The 15,063-nt window shown below is 71.9% G+C and carries 18 protein-coding genes; 13 read left to right on the top strand and 5 right to left on the bottom strand.

What is annotated here, in order from left to right; translation table 11 throughout:
* Positions 1 to 43 precede the first annotated feature (43 nt).
* Positions 44 to 823, bottom strand: a complete 780-nt coding sequence (locus tag ACSQ2D_RS11795; protein WP_435986134.1) for an ABC transporter permease — start codon at positions 821 to 823, stop codon at positions 44 to 46.
* The gene (locus ACSQ2D_RS11790) at positions 820 to 1,530 is read right to left on the bottom strand and encodes an ABC transporter ATP-binding protein (protein ID WP_435986133.1); all 711 of its coding nucleotides are present in this window, start codon (positions 1,528 to 1,530) and stop codon (positions 820 to 822) included. The genes ACSQ2D_RS11795 and ACSQ2D_RS11790 overlap by 4 nt, the downstream gene beginning before the upstream one ends.
* Before the next feature lie 139 nt (positions 1,531 to 1,669).
* On the opposite strand from ACSQ2D_RS11790, the gene ACSQ2D_RS11785 reads away from it, so the two are divergent.
* The 10 genes from ACSQ2D_RS11785 to ACSQ2D_RS11740 all read left to right on the top strand — a co-directional run bounded on the left by ACSQ2D_RS11785 (position 1,670) and on the right by ACSQ2D_RS11740 (position 10,433).
* Positions 1,670 to 2,335, top strand: a complete 666-nt coding sequence (locus tag ACSQ2D_RS11785) for a phosphatidylserine decarboxylase (protein WP_435986132.1) — start codon at positions 1,670 to 1,672, stop codon at positions 2,333 to 2,335.
* Complete coding sequence (locus ACSQ2D_RS11780; protein WP_435986131.1) at positions 2,332 to 3,297, top strand: CDP-alcohol phosphatidyltransferase family protein; 966 nt, start codon at positions 2,332 to 2,334, stop codon at positions 3,295 to 3,297. The genes ACSQ2D_RS11785 and ACSQ2D_RS11780 overlap by 4 nt, the downstream gene beginning before the upstream one ends.
* 63 nt (positions 3,298 to 3,360) lie before the next feature.
* Positions 3,361 to 4,185, top strand: coding sequence for a helix-turn-helix transcriptional regulator (locus ACSQ2D_RS11775; RefSeq protein WP_435986130.1), 825 nt, complete (start codon positions 3,361 to 3,363; stop codon positions 4,183 to 4,185).
* Entirely contained in the window at positions 4,182 to 5,603 is a 1,422-nt protein-coding gene (gene sufB / locus ACSQ2D_RS11770; protein ID WP_435986129.1) for a Fe-S cluster assembly protein SufB, read from the top strand. Before ACSQ2D_RS11775 ends, sufB begins: the two co-directional genes overlap by 4 nt.
* On the top strand, positions 5,603 to 6,892 hold the full coding sequence (sufD, locus tag ACSQ2D_RS11765; RefSeq protein WP_435986128.1) for a Fe-S cluster assembly protein SufD: 1,290 nt from the start codon (positions 5,603 to 5,605) through the stop codon (positions 6,890 to 6,892). Before sufB ends, sufD begins: the two co-directional genes overlap by 1 nt.
* A 3-nt stretch (positions 6,893 to 6,895) precedes the next feature.
* The gene (gene sufC, locus ACSQ2D_RS11760) at positions 6,896 to 7,672 is read left to right on the top strand and encodes a Fe-S cluster assembly ATPase SufC (protein ID WP_435986127.1); all 777 of its coding nucleotides are present in this window, start codon (positions 6,896 to 6,898) and stop codon (positions 7,670 to 7,672) included.
* 5 nt (positions 7,673 to 7,677) lie between these two features.
* On the top strand, positions 7,678 to 8,982 hold the full coding sequence (locus ACSQ2D_RS11755) for an aminotransferase class V-fold PLP-dependent enzyme (protein WP_435986126.1): 1,305 nt from the start codon (positions 7,678 to 7,680) through the stop codon (positions 8,980 to 8,982).
* Complete coding sequence (sufU, locus tag ACSQ2D_RS11750; RefSeq protein WP_435986125.1) at positions 8,982 to 9,464, top strand: Fe-S cluster assembly sulfur transfer protein SufU; 483 nt, start codon at positions 8,982 to 8,984, stop codon at positions 9,462 to 9,464. The genes ACSQ2D_RS11755 and sufU overlap by 1 nt, the downstream gene beginning before the upstream one ends.
* Complete coding sequence (locus ACSQ2D_RS11745; RefSeq protein ID WP_435986124.1) at positions 9,461 to 9,787, top strand: metal-sulfur cluster assembly factor; 327 nt, start codon at positions 9,461 to 9,463, stop codon at positions 9,785 to 9,787. Before sufU ends, ACSQ2D_RS11745 begins: the two co-directional genes overlap by 4 nt.
* A 19-nt stretch (positions 9,788 to 9,806) precedes the next feature.
* Positions 9,807 to 10,433: an acVLRF1 family peptidyl-tRNA hydrolase gene (locus tag ACSQ2D_RS11740; protein WP_435986123.1), complete on the top strand. Its 627-nt coding sequence runs from the start codon at positions 9,807 to 9,809 to the stop codon at positions 10,431 to 10,433.
* Here ACSQ2D_RS11740 and ypfJ read toward each other — a convergent pair.
* Both ypfJ and ACSQ2D_RS11730 read right to left on the bottom strand, forming a co-directional pair.
* Positions 10,426 to 11,379, bottom strand: a complete 954-nt coding sequence (ypfJ, locus tag ACSQ2D_RS11735; protein WP_435986122.1) for a KPN_02809 family neutral zinc metallopeptidase — start codon at positions 11,377 to 11,379, stop codon at positions 10,426 to 10,428. The two genes, ACSQ2D_RS11740 and ypfJ, sit on opposite strands and share 8 nt — an antisense overlap.
* 128 nt (positions 11,380 to 11,507) lie before the next feature.
* Complete coding sequence (locus tag ACSQ2D_RS11730) at positions 11,508 to 12,491, bottom strand: helix-turn-helix transcriptional regulator (RefSeq protein ID WP_435986121.1); 984 nt, start codon at positions 12,489 to 12,491, stop codon at positions 11,508 to 11,510.
* Positions 12,492 to 12,765: 274 nt separating this feature from the next.
* Here ACSQ2D_RS11730 and ACSQ2D_RS11725 point away from each other — a divergent pair, with 274 nt between their 5' ends.
* Positions 12,766 to 13,023: a hypothetical protein gene (locus tag ACSQ2D_RS11725; RefSeq protein WP_435986120.1), complete on the top strand. Its 258-nt coding sequence runs from the start codon at positions 12,766 to 12,768 to the stop codon at positions 13,021 to 13,023.
* A 33-nt stretch (positions 13,024 to 13,056) separates the two neighbouring features.
* Positions 13,057 to 13,815 carry a DinB family protein gene (locus ACSQ2D_RS11720; protein WP_435986119.1) on the top strand — a complete coding sequence of 253 codons (759 nt, stop codon included), beginning with the start codon at positions 13,057 to 13,059 and terminating at the stop codon, positions 13,813 to 13,815.
* 56 nt (positions 13,816 to 13,871) lie between these two features.
* Here ACSQ2D_RS11720 and ACSQ2D_RS11715 read toward each other — a convergent pair whose 3' ends face one another.
* Positions 13,872 to 14,174 carry a helix-turn-helix domain-containing protein gene (locus tag ACSQ2D_RS11715; protein WP_435986118.1) on the bottom strand — a complete coding sequence of 101 codons (303 nt, stop codon included), beginning with the start codon at positions 14,172 to 14,174 and terminating at the stop codon, positions 13,872 to 13,874.
* A gap of 75 nt (positions 14,175 to 14,249) precedes the next feature.
* Here ACSQ2D_RS11715 and map point away from each other — a divergent pair, with 75 nt between their 5' ends.
* Positions 14,250 to 15,032, top strand: a complete 783-nt coding sequence (map, locus tag ACSQ2D_RS11710; RefSeq protein ID WP_435986117.1) for a type I methionyl aminopeptidase — start codon at positions 14,250 to 14,252, stop codon at positions 15,030 to 15,032.
* The last annotated feature ends 31 nt before the right edge of the window (positions 15,033 to 15,063 follow it).

The raw sequence follows: 15,063 nt of genomic DNA, 5'->3' as shown, positions 1-15,063 counted from the left end.
GGGCGTGCGGGCGTGCGGTCGTGCTGCGGCCAGTGTCGTCCGGTCAGTCGTCGAACCTGAAGAGACGCGCCGCGAGGACCGTCGCCACCAGTCCCCACGCGAGGACGACCGTGAGCGCGAAAAGGTTCAGCTGCCCGTCCACCAGGGCCGACCGGAGCCCGTCGGCCAGGCCCGCCGACGGCAGGTAGCCCACGACGTGCGAGAGTCCCGCCGGCAGCTCCGACCGGGGCACGATGACGCCGCCGACCGCGAGCAGCAGCACCCACACGAGGTTGGCGATCGCGAGCACGGCCTCGGCCCGCAGGGTCCCGGCGAGCAGGAGGGCCAGGGCCACGAAGGCCCACGTGCCGAGGACGACGAAGAGGACGGCATACGCGATCCCGGCGACCTCGGGTCGCCAGCCCAGGACGAGGCCGAGGACCGAGATGACGCCGATCTGGAGCACCTCGACGGCCAGCGTGGCCAGCACCTTGGCCGCGACGAGCCCGCCCCGTCCGAGCGGCGTCACGCCGAGGTAGCGCAGCACGGCGTAGCGCCGGTCGAACCCCGTCGAGATCGCCTGCGCGGTGAAGGCCGCGGAGATGACGCAGAGGGCGATGACGCCCGGCGTGGCCACGTCGATGCGCGTGCCCGGGCCGAGCGACGGTGACGTCGTGACGCTGAGCCCGACGAGCGCCATGGCCGGCAGCACGAGGGAGACGAGGAGCTGCTCACCGTTGCGGAGCAGGCTCCCGACCTCGAACCCGGCCTGGGCGAGGACCCGGCGGCGGGGAGCGGCGGCGGCCGCGGCGGTCGGCGTCGTCGGGGTGGCTGAGGTGCTCACGCGGCTCCCTTGCGGGTCAGGCTGAAGTAGACGTCCTCGAGGGAGCGGCCGTCGGTCACCGAGGCCGGGGTCCCCTCGGCGACGGTGCGTCCGGCGTTCATGATGACGAGGTGGTCGGCGAGGCGCTCGGCCTCCTCGAAGGAGTGGGTCGTCACGACGACGGTCGTGCCGGCGTCGCGCTGCTCGGCCACGAGCTCCCACACGTCGAGCCTGCCGTGCGGGTCGAGACCGGCCGCCGGCTCGTCGAGGAAGAGCACCTCGGGCCGACCGAGCAGCGACGCGGCGAGCGCGAGGCGCTGCTTCTGGCCGCCCGAGAGCCGGCGCACCGTCGTCGAGGCGAAGTCGGTGACGCCGAGGCGCCGCGCCACCGCATCGACGTCGACGGGGTCGGCGTAGAGGCGGGAGAGGTGGTGGAGCAGCCGCAGCGGCTTCGTGCCGTTGGGCAGCCCGCCGGCCTGGAGCATGACGCCCACGCGCGCCCGGTGGTCGGCGTCCGCCTGCCACGGGTCGGTGCCGAGGACGCGCACCGTGCCGCCGTCGGGTCGCGCGAGCCCCACGGCACACTCGATGGCGGTCGTCTTGCCGGCGCCGTTGGGGCCGAGCACCGCGGTGATGCGCCCGGCGGGGGCCGTCCACGTCAGCCCGTCGAGGGCCGACACCTGACCGAAGGTGCGGCGGAGGTCGGACAGTGTCACCGCATCGGTCATGGCTCATGAGTCTAGGCTCGGTGCCGACGACCCCGGTCACCGCACCTCGGTCGCCACCGGCGTACCCCTCCGCCGAGCCCAGCTGCGCCCGCGCCACTCGACCTGCTCGCCCCACTCGACCCTGACGGAGACCCCACCCGTGAAGATCGACCCAGCCGCCAAGCCCTTCACCGCGATGGCCGCCGTGCCCACGGTGATCGCCGCGCTGGCCCGCCGACCGCGCACGACCGCCGCCCTCGGCCTGCTGACCGCGGGGGTGACCCTCTTCTTCCGCGATCCCGACCGCACCCCGGACCGCACGCCCGTGGCCGACCCCGACGTGGTCCTGGCCCCGGCCGACGGGATCGTCATGCACGTGGGGGAGCCGCAGCCGGGCATCGCCCCGCCCGGTGACTGGCAGCAGGTCAGCATCTTCCTCTCGCTGCTCGACGTGCACATGAACCGCTCGCCCTACGGTGGCCGCGTCATCGACGTCACCCACACGCCGGGCCGCTTCCTCGCCGCCTACCGTGCCGAGAGCGCCACGAAGAACGAGCGCAGCGAGATCATCGTCGAGCGGGTCGTCGCCGGCCGCCCTCGCCGTGTCGTCTACCGCCAGCTCGTCGGCCAGCTCGCGCGACGCATCGTCACCCGCATCGAGCCCGGTGACGAGGTCGCCACCGGCGAGCGCATGGGCCTGATGAAGTTCGGCTCCCGGATGGACGTCTTCGTGCCGCCGGAGGTGCAGCTGGAGGTCACCAAGGGCAAGCGCGCCATCGGTGGCGAGACCGTGCTGGGCCGCTTCCCGGCGGCGGACGCCTCGTGAGCGGCGACGCGGCCTCCGCCTCCGACGCCGCCTCCGACGCGGCCTCCGCCTCCGCCTCCGACGAGCGCCCCCGCCGGCGCGACCGCGTGAGCCGGCGGATCCGGCTCGTGTCGGCCACGGGCGCCCGGGTCATCCCGCTCGAGCGGCTCAACCCGCGCGTCCGTGCCCGCGCGACCCTGCCGAGCCTCTTCACGCTCGGCAACATGCTGTGCGGCTTCTCGTCGGTGCTCCTGTCGTTCCAGGGGCACTTCCGGGCGGCCGCAGTGCTCGTCGGCATCTCGATCGTCCTCGACATCTGCGACGGCGCGGTGGCCCGCGCTGTCGGTGCCATCACGCCGTTCGGCCTGCAGTTCGACTCGCTCGCCGACCTCATCTCGTTCGGCATCGCACCTGCCGTGCTCGTCTACACGTGGGCGCTGCCGGCCTACCCGGTGTGGGCCTGGGCCGGGGCGATGTTCTGGCTGGCCTGCGCGGCCTACCGCCTGGCCCGCTTCAACGTCACCATCGACCCGCTCGCCGACAAGCGCTACTTCGTCGGTCTCGCCAGTCCCGGCGCGGCCGGCGTCGTCATCTCGACGGTGCTGGCCATCGGCGAACCGCTCTACGACTGGGCGCCCCTCGTGCCCGTCGTGGCCGGGGTGGTCCCGGCGGCTCTCATGGCCTCGTCGTTCCGCTTCCGCTCCTTCCGCGACCTGCTCTCGCCGCGGCACCTGCGGATCACGGTCCCGCTCGGCATCGTCGTCGTCCTCGGGCTCGTGCTCCTCCCCGGGGCGACGGGCATGGCGCTCGCCTACGGCTACGTCCTCACCTGCCCGCTGGGCTGGGTCACGGCGCCGCTGCGCAGGCGCTGGTTCGGGGAGGACGCCGTCGCGCCGCCACGGACGCGGATGCCGTCGGTCATCATGCCGCCGGACCTGGACGACGACGATGACGACGACGACGGGGACGACGACGACCGGTGAGCGCGGCGTAGGGCGGTAAGGACGCCCTAACTGGAGTCGTGGCCTTAATTACGTCACAATGGTGTGGTGTTTATCGGAGCGCATGCCCCGCGTGAGACGAAGGACGGCGAGGACGGCCTGCACGTCTCGCCGCTCGAGTCGCGCACGCGCTCGCGAGTGCTCCACATGGTCTCCGCCGACGGTCCCATCTCGGCCGCCGAGCTGGGGCGTCATCTCGACCTGACACCCGCCGCCGTGCGTCGTCACCTCGACGCGCTCGTCGAGCAGGGCGCCGTCGTGCCGCACGAGCCCACCGGTGGTCGCCGCGGTCGTGGGCGCCCTGCCCGCGCCTACGTCGTGTCCGACGCTGGCCACAGCGCCCTCGAGGCCGACTACGACTCGCTCGCCGTCGAGGTGCTGCGCTACCTCGAGGAGCACGCGGGACCCGCGGCCGTCGGCGACTTCGCCCGCAGCCGCGTCGGTGCGCTCGAGGAGCGGTATGCCGCCCGGCTCGCGGCCGTCGGCGACGACCCCGCCGCACGCACCGAGGCCCTCGTCGAGGCGCTGAGCGAGGACGGCTTCGCCGCGACCGCCCGGCCCGTCGGCGCAGGCGGCCTGACCGGCGTCCAGCTCTGCCAGGGGCACTGCCCGGTGCAGCACGTCGCCACCGAGTTCCCGGCCTTCTGCGAGGCCGAGACCGACGCGTTCTCCCGACTGCTCGGGGTCCACGTCCAGCGCCTCGCGACCCTCGCGGGCGGACACCACGTCTGCACGACGTTCGTCCCGACCGGTGGGATCGGCTCCCGCCCCCGGAAGACCACGCAGCCCCCGGGTGTTGACCCCGAGGCTGCCCCACTTCGCCCGAGCACCACCGACACGCTCACGCACGTCAAGGAAGGTTCCTCATGACCACCCACATCGAAGAGCTGAACCCCGGCCTCAAGGGCATCGGCACCTACGAGTACGGCTGGGCCGACAGCGACGTGGCCGGGTCCACGGCGCGTCGAGGGCTCAACGAGGACGTCGTGCGCGACATCTCGGCCCGCAAGAGCGAGCCGGAGTGGATGACGAAGCTGCGCCTGAAGAGCCTCAGCCTCTTCGGCAAGAAGCCCATGCCCTCGTGGGGCTCGGACCTCACCGGCATCGACTTCCAGAACATCAAGTACTTCGTGAAGTCCACCGAGAAGCAGGCCGCCACGTGGGACGACCTGCCCGAGGACATCAAGAACACCTACGACCGCCTGGGCATCCCCGAGGCCGAGAAGCAGCGCCTCGTCTCCGGTGTCGCCGCCCAGTACGAGTCGGAGGTCGTCTACCACCAGATCCGTGAGGACCTCGAGCAGCAGGGCGTCATCTTCCTCGACACCGACACCGCCCTGAAGGAGCACGAGGACCTCTTCCGCGAGCACTTCGCGACGGTCATCCCGGCCGGCGACAACAAGTTCGCCGCGCTCAACACCGCCGTGTGGTCGGGCGGCTCGTTCATCTACGTGCCCAAGGGCGTCCACGTCGACATCCCGCTCCAGGCGTACTTCCGCATCAACACCGAGAACATGGGCCAGTTCGAGCGGACCCTGATCATCGCCGACGAGGGCTCCTACGTGCACTACGTCGAGGGCTGCACCGCGCCGATCTACAAGTCGGACTCGCTGCACTCGGCCGTCGTCGAGATCATCGTCAAGAAGAACGCCCGCGTGCGCTACACGACGATCCAGAACTGGTCCAACAACGTCTACAACCTCGTCACGAAGCGCGCGACCTGCGAGGCCGGCGCGACGATGGAGTGGGTCGACGGCAACATCGGCTCCAAGGTGACGATGAAGTACCCCGCCGTCTTCCTCATGGGCGAGCACGCCAAGGGCGAGACGCTCTCCATCGCCTTCGCCGGCGAGGGCCAGCACCAGGACACCGGCTCCAAGATGGTGCACGCGGCTCCCAACACCAAGAGCTCGATCATCAGCAAGTCGGTCGCCCGTGGTGGCGGTCGCGCGAGCTACCGCGGCCTCGTGCAGGTGCTCGAGGGCGCGTCGCACTCGGCCTCGACCGTGCGCTGCGACGCCCTGCTCGTCGACACGATCAGCCGCTCCGACACCTACCCCTACGTCGACATCCGCGAGGACGACGTCTCGATGGGTCACGAGGCCACGGTCTCGAAGGTGTCCGAGGACCAGCTCTTCTACCTCATGTCCCGCGGCATGGCCGAGGACGAGGCCATGGCGATGATCGTGCGCGGCTTCATCGAGCCGATCGCGCGTGAGCTGCCCATGGAGTACGCCCTCGAGCTCAACCGCCTCATCGAGCTGCAGATGGAAGGAGCCGTCGGCTGATGAGCCTTCTGGCTGACACGACCACCGACACCCCCGAGACCCAGCAGAGCGAGACCACGGTGCCCGACGCCGCCCCCACCGCCACGACGACCCTGCCCGGCGCCGCCGCCCACACCGACTCCGCCGCGGCCTTCGTGCCCGACCAGTCGCGGGCCGAGCGCACGGCGTCCTTCGACGTCGCGGCGTTCCCGCTCCCGACCGGTCGCGAGGAGGACTGGCGCTTCACGCCCGTCAAGAAGCTCACCGGCCTGCTGGCCGAGGGTGCCTCGGGAAGCCTCGACTGGACCACGACGCTCCCCGAGGGCGTCACGACGTCGACGATCACCGCCGAGCAGGCCCAGGCCCTCGGCGTCCTGCCGCCGCAGGACCGTGCGGCCGTCGTGGCCGGCGCGGCCGGCGACGGCGCGCTGCTGCTCGACATCCCGGCCGAGGCCGAGCTCGAGGCGCCCGTGCGCCTGTCGCTCGTCGGCCGGGGCGGCGAGCCGGTCCACGGCCACCTCGTCGTGCGCGCTGGTCGCTTCTCCAAGGCGACCGTCGTCGTCGAGCACACGGGGTCGGCCCGCTACTCGCAGCTCGTCTCGGTCATCACGGACGACGGGTCCGACCTCACCGTCGTGTCGGTCCAGCGCTGGGCCGACGACGCCCAGCACCTGGCCCAGCACGACGCCCTCGTCGGTCGCGACGCCCGCTACAAGCACCTCTCGGTGTCGCTGGGTGGCGAGGTCGTCCGCGTCAACGCCAACGTGCGCTACGCCGGTCCCGGCGGCGACGCGACCCTGCTCGGCGTCTACTTCGCCGACGCCGGCCAGCACCTCGAGCACCGCTCGTACATCGACCACAACGCGCCGCACTGCAAGAGCCGCGTCACCTACAAGGGTGCCCTCCAGGGCGAGACCGCCCGCACCGTGTGGGTCGGCGACGTCCTGATCCGCGCCGAGGCCGAGGGCACCGACACCTACGAGCTCAACCGCAACCTCGTGCTGACCGACGGCGCGCGCGCCGACTCGGTGCCGAACCTCGAGATCGAGACCGGCGAGATCGAGGGTGCCGGACACGCTTCTGCCACAGGGCGGTTCGACGACCTGCAGCTGTTCTACCTCCAGTCCCGCGGCATCAACGAGGACGAGGCCAAGCGCCTCGTCGTGCGCGGCTTCTTCGCCGACATCATCCGTGAGATCCCGCTCGCCGACCTGCGCGACGAGATCACCGCGGCGATCGAGGACGAGCTCGCGTCGACCGCCTACGCCGCTCCCACCCAGCACACCCCCAGCACCCACAAGGAGAACTGACCCATGAGCACGCTCGAGATCAAGGGACTGACGGTCTCGGTCGAGACCGAGGACGGCCCCAAGGAGATCCTGCGCGGGGTCGACCTCACCGTGAAGTCGGGGGAGACCCACGCGATCATGGGGCCCAACGGCTCCGGCAAGTCGACGCTGGCCTACAGCATCGCCGGCCACCCCAAGTACACCGTCACCGGCGGCACCGTGACGCTCGACGGCGAGGACGTCCTCGCGATGAGCGTCGACGAGCGCGCCCGCGCCGGGCTCTTCCTCGCGATGCAGTACCCCGTCGAGGTCCCCGGCGTCACGGTCAGCAACTTCCTCCGCACGGCCAAGACGGCCATCGACGGCGAGGCCCCCAAGCTGCGCACGTGGGTCAAGGACGTCAAGGCGGCCATGGGCAACCTCCGCATGGACCCCGCGTTCGCCGAGCGCAACGTCAACGAGGGCTTCTCCGGTGGCGAGAAGAAGCGCCACGAGATCCTCCAGATGGAGCTGCTCCGGCCCAAGGTGGCCGTCCTCGACGAGACCGACTCCGGCCTCGACGTCGACGCGCTCAAGATCGTCTCCGAGGGCGTCAACCGGGCCAAGGACTCGAGCGACCTCGGCGTCCTGCTCATCACGCACTACACGCGCATCCTGCGCTACATCAAGCCCGACTTCGTGCACGTCTTCGTCGACGGCAAGGTCGTCGAGGAGGGTGGCCCCGAGCTGGCCGACCGCCTCGAGGACGAGGGCTACGACCGCTACCTCACCGCGGCCCCGGCCGCGGCGGTCGAGGTCTGAGCCGAATGACCGACGTCCTGCCCTTCTCGGACGGGGAGCTCACCGCGATCCGCGGTGACTTCCCGATCCTGGCGCGCACGGTGCGCGACGGCAGGCCGCTCGTCTACCTCGACTCGGGGGCGACGTCGCACAAGCCGACGCCCGTCCTCGACGCCGAGCGCGCGTTCTACGAGCAGCACAACGCCGCGGTCCACCGCGGCGCTCACCAGCTCGCGGAGGAGGCGACCGACGACTTCGAGGCCGCCCGCGCGACCGTCGCGTCGTTCATCGGCGCGCCGGCCGACGAGGTCGTGTTCACGAAGAACGCCACCGAGGCGATCAACCTCGTCGCGTACGCCTTCTCCAACGCGGCCCCGACCGACGACCCGAAGGACGAGCGCTTCGTGCTCGGGCCCGGTGACGAGATCCTCGTGACCGAGATGGAGCACCACGCCAACCTCGTGCCGTGGCAGGAGCTCGCCCGTCGCACGGGCGCGACCCTGCGCTGGGTGCCGGTGGGCGCGGACGGCGCCCTCGACCTGTCCGGGCTGGACGAGCTGCTCACCGAGCGCACCAAGGTCTTCGCGTTCACGCACGTGTCCAACGTGCTGGGCACGGTCAACCCGGTCGCCGACCTCGCCGCCCGCGCGCATGCCGTGGGGGCGCTCGTCGTCGTCGACGCGTGCCAGTCGGTGCCGCACCTCGCGGTCGACGTCACGACGCTCGGCGCCGACTTCATCGCCTTCAGCGGTCACAAGATGTACGGCCCGATGGGGGTCGGCGTCCTCTGGGGCCGCGGCGAGCTGCTCGAGGTCATGCCGCCGTTCCTGACGGGCGGCTCGATGATCGAGCTCGTCACGATGGAGCGCTCGACGTACGCCCCGGCACCGCAGAAGTTCGAGGCCGGCGTGCCCAACGCGGCCCAGGCCGTGGGCCTCGCCGCCGCCGTCCGGTGGATCGAGGGACTCGGCATCGAGCGCATCCACGCGCACGAGGCCGCGCTCGTCGACCTGCTGCAGCGCGGTCTCGCCGAACGCCCGTGGGTCCGTGTCGTCGGGCCCGAGGTCGGCACGGCCCGTGGCGGCGCCGTCGCGTTCGTCGTCGACGGCGTGCACGCCCACGACGTGGGCCAGGTGCTCGACGACGCCGGCGTGGCCGTACGCGTGGGCCACCACTGCGCGTGGCCCCTGCACCGTGCGCTCGGGGCCACCGCCACGACCCGCGCCTCGTTCGCCGTCCACAACACAGTCGCCGAGGTCGAGTCGCTGCTCGCGGCCCTCGACCGCGTGCCGGTGGTCTTCGGACTCGACACCCAGAGGAAGGCGAGCTGATGGACCTCTACCAGGAGCTCATCCTCGAGCACTCCAAGCGCCCGCACCACGCGGGCCTGCGCGACCCGTTCGACGCCGAGGTGCACCACATCAACCCGACGTGCGGCGACGAGGTGACCCTCCGGGTCGACGTCTCCGGCACGGGCGCCGACGCCGTCGTCACCGACGTGTCCTACGAGGCGCAGGGCTGCTCGATCTCCGTCGCGAGTGCGTCCGTCCTCGCCGAGGAGGTCATCGGCCACCCGGTCGCCGAGGCCCTCGAGACCTTCGAGGCGATGCGCGCGATGCTGACCTCCCGCGGCCAGGTGGCCGGCGACGAGACCGTCATCGGTGACGGCGTCGCCTTCGCCGGCGTCTCGAAGTACCCCGCGCGCGTCAAGTGCGCCCTGCTCGGCTGGACCGCGTTCACCGACGCCCTCGCCCGAGCCGGTGTCGACATCTCTTCCACGAGTTCCGTCTCCCCCCAAGGAGTTTCGTCATGACCCAGACTGCTACCCCGCCCAACGTGGCCGACGTCGAGGAGGCCATGCGCGACGTCGTCGACCCCGAGCTCGGGATCAACGTCGTCGACCTCGGCCTCGTCTACGGCATCACCGTCGACGCCCAGTCCCATGCCGTCATCGACATGACGCTGACGTCCGCCGCGTGCCCGCTCACCGACGTCATCGAGGACCAGACCGCGCAGGCGCTCGAGGGTCTCGTCACGACGCACCGCATCAACTGGGTGTGGATGCCGCCGTGGGGTCCCGACAAGATCACCGAGGACGGCCGCGAGCAGCTGCGCGCCCTCGGCTTCAACCTCTGAGCCAGCAGCACCCGCGCTCGTGACGACGCGCGTCATCGAGGTCGACCCCGGGCGGTTCGACCGTTGGATGGCGGGCTTCGCCGAGCGACACGGCCCCTACGACGCCGCCGAGGAGACCACTCCCGGCGGCGTCGTCGTGTCCGCCCGCGCGGCCGACGGATCCACCGTCGTGGCGACGCCCTTCGCCCACGAGCCGCTCGGTGTCATCCTCGTCAGGCGCGGTGGGTATGCCGTCGGGCTGGCCTCCGCCAGCGCCTTCACGGCCTCGAAGGTCGGGACCCGTCACGTGCAGTCGCGCACCGCGGCGGGCGGCTGGTCGCAGCAGCGCTTCGCCCGCCGGCGCGGCAAGCAGGCCGACGAGCTCGTCGACGCCGTCGTGGGTCATGCGCGACGGGTGCTCCTCGGGGACGACGAGTCACCGGCGACGGGAGCGGACGGCATACCTCACGGTCTCGTCGTCGGCGGGGACCGCACCCTCGTGCGTGAGGTCCTCGACGCGGGGGCCCTTCGGGCCCTGTCGGGGCTGCCGCTCCGCGAGCTCTACGACCTGCCCGACCCGAAGCGCGACGTGCTGGAGCAGGCGCTGCGTCGCGGACGTGCGGTGCGCATCGAGCTCACCGAGACCACCCCGGGCGGCGTCAGCTGACGGTGTCGACGCCGAAGGTGTTGCACTGGTTGAGGTCGCCGGTCTGGTAGCCCTGCAGGAACCACTTCTGGCGGGCCTCTGACGAGCCGTGCGTCCAGTTCTCGGGAGTGACGCGGCCCTGCATCTTCTTCTGGATGCGGTCGTCACCGACGGCTGACGCGGCCGAGAGTGCCGAGGTGATGTCCTGCTCGGTGATGGGCTTGAGCAGGGGGGTCCCGTTGGCGTCGGTCGTCTCGGTCGCGTGCTTGACCCACGTGCCGGCGAGGCAGTCGGCCATGAGCTCGATGCGGACGGCTCCGGAGTTGGGGCCCTGGGGGTCCTGCTGCGCCCGGTCGAGGATGCCCAGGAGGTTCTGGACGTGGTGGCCGTACTCGTGCGCGATGACGTACTCCTTGGCGAGCTGGCCGCCGTCGGCGCCGAACTTGCTCTGCAGCTCCTCGAAGAAGCTGGCGTCGACGTAGACCTTGGAGTCGAGCGGGCAGTAGAACGGCCCGACCTGCGAGTTGGCGGTGCCGCAGCCCGACGGGGTCTGGCCCTGGTAGATGACGGTCTTCACCGGCTCGTAGTTCATCTGGTACTTCGGCAGCGTCTTGCCCCAGTAGTCCTGGACGCTGTTGACCGTCGCGATGATGAGGCAGACGTCGTTCTTGTTGGCGTCGGCGCCCGTCTTGCACTGGGAGAAGTCGCCCTGGTCGACCTGGCCCGCGGCCCCGACCTGGTCGGACTGGAGCTGCTGCGAGGGCAGACCGCCGGTCGTGCTGCCGGAGTCACCGCCACCGAGGATCTTGCCGCCGCCGAAGATGAGCATGAGCACGAGCAGGATGAGGCCACCGATGCCTCCGCCGACCTGGATGCCGCCGGGGAAGCCTCCGCCTCCGCCGCCACCTCCGCTGCCGCCGCTCTGCACCTGGGAAGTGTCGAGCTGGGCGCTGTCGTTGAAGCTCATCTGCCGCTCCTCGGGTCGGGACCGGGGGCCTCCCCGGTCCGGTCGAGATCACCCTAGTGCGCGGGGACCTGTGGACGTCGGCTGCTGCACCTGCGGCCGTTGCCGGTGTCGTACCCGTTGGGCCCGGGTCAGCGGTGGGCGGCGCGGCTGCGGGTGGAGTCGGTGGCGCCCGCCGACTTCACGAGGCGCGCGGCGAGGTCCTCGGTGGCCTGGACGAGCGCGGGTGACCCCAGCACCTCGAAGGTCAGCGGGGTGACGGCGAGCTGGCGGGCGTACCACTCGGGCTCGTCGGTCGTGGCTCGGAGCCGGACCCCACCCTCGACCGGCTCGAGGCGTCCGAGGCTGCGCGGGAGCCAGCGCGAGGCCTCGTCGAGGTCGGCCCGCAGGAGCACGTCCACCTCGTGGCGCCAGCCCTGGGAGAGGTGCTCCTCCAGCGTCCGGAGCGCGTCGAGGTCCTTCGGTGGCTCGAAGGTCAGCGACGTCGTGAAGACGGACACGACCCGGTCGACGCGGAGGGCCCGCTGGGCGTCGCTCGTCTGCGACCAGCCGAGGAGGTACCACCGGCCGTGGCGCAGGACGACGGCCCACGGGTCGACCTCCATCGGGCGCTCCCGGCCGTCCTCTAGGCGGTAGTCGATGCGCACCCGGCGCGACTTCGTGCACGCCTCGACGAGCTGTGCCGTCAGGGCCGGGTCGACGCGCAGACTCGGGTCGGGCGGCGGGCTCGTGACACGGCGGACCGCCCGCACCGGCTCGGCGACCTGCTGGGGGAGGACGCGCAGGATCTTGGAGAGGGCCGCGCCGACGAGCTCGGTCGGGTCGGCCGCACCCCGGTGTCCCTCGAGCACGGCCATGACGAGGCCGAGCGCCTCGGCGGCCGTGAACATCAGCGGCGGGAGTCGCAGGCCTCGGCCGACGCGGTAGCCGCCGTGCGGGCCGGTGACCGACTCGATGGGCAGGTCGGCCTCGCGGAGGATGGCGACGTAGCGGCGGGCGGCGCGCTCGGTGACGCCCAGGTGGTCGCCGAGCCGCTGCGCGGTGATGCCGGGGCAGTCCTGGATGGCTTCGAGGGCGAGGAGCGCCCGCGCCGTGGGACTCGTGTCGTACCGCATACCTGTCACCTCCCGGACGCCGACCGTCCGGGACGACGGTATCGCTCGGCGGTGACGGCCGGGGGCACGCGCACCAGGTCGCACGGTGACGCAATCGGCATGGTGCACGGCGCCGAGGCCGCACCTCGGGCACACTCGGCGACGAGGCACGGAGCGGCGACACAGGAGGGGGGCCTGACGTGACCATCCACGGCACGCGTCCTGCGCCACCTCCGACGTCCCCGCCGCCTCGGGCGTCCGCGACCTCTGGGGCGGCGCGCTCGCGGTCGCGTCCATGACCGCCGGGCGCGGCCTGTTCCGGTCGGTCCTGTCCCGGCTCGACGCCGAGCAGCTCGCGCCGTGGGGTGACCGGAGGCTCAGCCGCGGCGAGCTCGTCACCGACGCCTGCTTCGGCGTCGTGATGGCCGCGGGGCTCCTGTGGGTGGCGGTCTCGGGTGAGCCGTGGCTGGTGCTCGCGTCGGTGGCGTGGCTGCTCCTGGCCGCCGACCAGTACCGCCTGGGTCGAGCCGCGGGACGGGACCGACCTCGGTAGTCTGGCCGTCCCGCGGAGGACTAAGGAGAGCTCATGGCCACCTTCGGACCGTCCGATGACCTGCAGGCGGCGGAGTTCGTCGACACGGACCTGCGTCGCGCGCGCTTCGTCGGGGCAGACATCTCCGGCGTCGTGATGCGCGGTGTGCAGGCGGAGGGCGTGGAGATCGACGCGCCGTGGCTCTCCGACGGCGACACCTTCCTGCGCGTCAACGGCGTCGACGTGATCCCGCTCGTCGAGGCCGAGCTGAACCGTCGATTCCCGGGACGCGCCGAGCGGCGCGCCACCGATCCGGAGGGACTCGCCGCCGCGTGGGACCGGCTGGAGCGCACCTGGGGCTCCACGCTCGAGCGGGTCGACACGATGCCGGCCGGCACGGTGGACGTGTCGGTCGCCGGCGAGTGGTCGTTCGCACAGACGCTGCGGCACCTCGTGATGGCCACGGACACGTGGCTGCGCCAGGCGATCCTCGGGGAGGAGCAGCCCTTCCACCCGTTCGGGTTGGTCGATGCTGCGACCAAGGGCGACGGCTTCGACACGTCGGTCCTCGCCGAGGTCGCGCCGTCCTACGGCGAGGTCCTCGAGGTGCGGGCAGGACGCGTCGCGATGGTGCGCGACCTCATCGCGGACGTCACGCCCGAGCTGCTTGCGTCGGCGCGACCCAACCCGCACGACCCGGCCTACCCCGAGACCGTGCTCTCCTGCCTGCACACGATCCTCGAGGAGGAGTGGGAGCACCACCGCTACGCCGTGCGCGACCTCGACGTCATCGCGGCGGGGGCCGGCGTCTGACCCCCGCCGCACGGCTGGGGGGGGGCGACGACGCCCACGTCCCTGAGCGGGTCGTCCTACGAGGCGATGCGGTCTCGCGCGGCCCGACCGGAGCCCTGAGCGGCACCGTCGGTCTCGCGGGGGCTGATCTCGGCCCACACCGCGTCGAGGGACAGGCCGAGGACCTCGGCGATCGCCGCGATCGTCGGGAAGGCCGGCGTGGCCACGCGGCCCGACTCGATCTTGCGCAGGGTCTCCGGGGAGATCCGTGCCTCGAGGGCGGTCTCGAGCATCGTGCGTTGACCGCGGGCGCGACGCAGGAGCGCACCGAGCCGCTGTCCGCGCTCGACCTCGGCGGGTGTGAGCGGCAACCTGACCATGCTCTCGATCCTAGACCGGGATAACATGGCCGGGATAGTTATTGGTCGCACCACAGTCGCATGGAAAGGCGCCGCATGATCGAGATCCTGAGCCCCTCCGAGCTGCCCCGCGCGCGGGCCGCGGGAGCTCTCGTCGCCGACATCCTGCAGACGCTGAAGGGCCGCGCGACCGTCGGTACCAACCTGCTGGACATCGACCGGTGGGCCGAGACGGCGATCGTCGAGGCCGGGGCGTCGTCCTGCTACGTCGACTACGCGCCGTCCTTCGGCCGGGGACCGTTCGGCCACTACATCTGCACGTCGGTCAACGACGCCGTGCTGCACGGACTGCCTCATGACCGGGCGCTCGCCGAGGGCGACCTCGTCTCGCTCGACCTCGCCGTGTCCCTGGACGGAGTCGTGGCCGACTCGGCGATCAGCTTCGTCGTGGGCGAGTCGCGGCCCCCGGAGAGCGTCGCGATGATCGAGGCGACGGAGCGGGCGCTGGCCGCCGGCATCGCCGCGGCCGGGCCGGGCGCTCGCGTCGGGGACATCTCGTATGCCATCGGCTCGGTCCTCTCCGAGGCGGGCTACCCGGTCAACACCCAGTTCGGGGGCCACGGCGTCGGGTCGACGATGCACCAGGACCCGCACGTCGCGAACGCCGGACGGCCGGGCCGTGGCTACACGCTGCGTCCCGGCCTCCTGCTGGCCCTGGAGCCGTGGGTCATGGCCGGCACCGCCGAGCTCGTGACCGATGCCGACGGGTGGACGCTCCGGAGCGCCACCGGCAGCCGGTCGGCCCACAGCGAGCACACGATCGCCATCACGGGCGACGGAGTCGAGATCCTCACCGTCCCGACGACGGCACGGTCCTAGGTCCGCGCGGCACGGGACCGGAAGCCAGGCG

Source organism: Terrabacter sp. LjRoot27, assembly GCF_964254175.1.
GTDB lineage: Bacteria > Actinomycetota > Actinomycetes > Actinomycetales > Dermatophilaceae > Terrabacter.
Note: the sequence above shows the minus strand (reverse complement) of the source record. Positions and strands in the feature narration are given on the sequence as shown.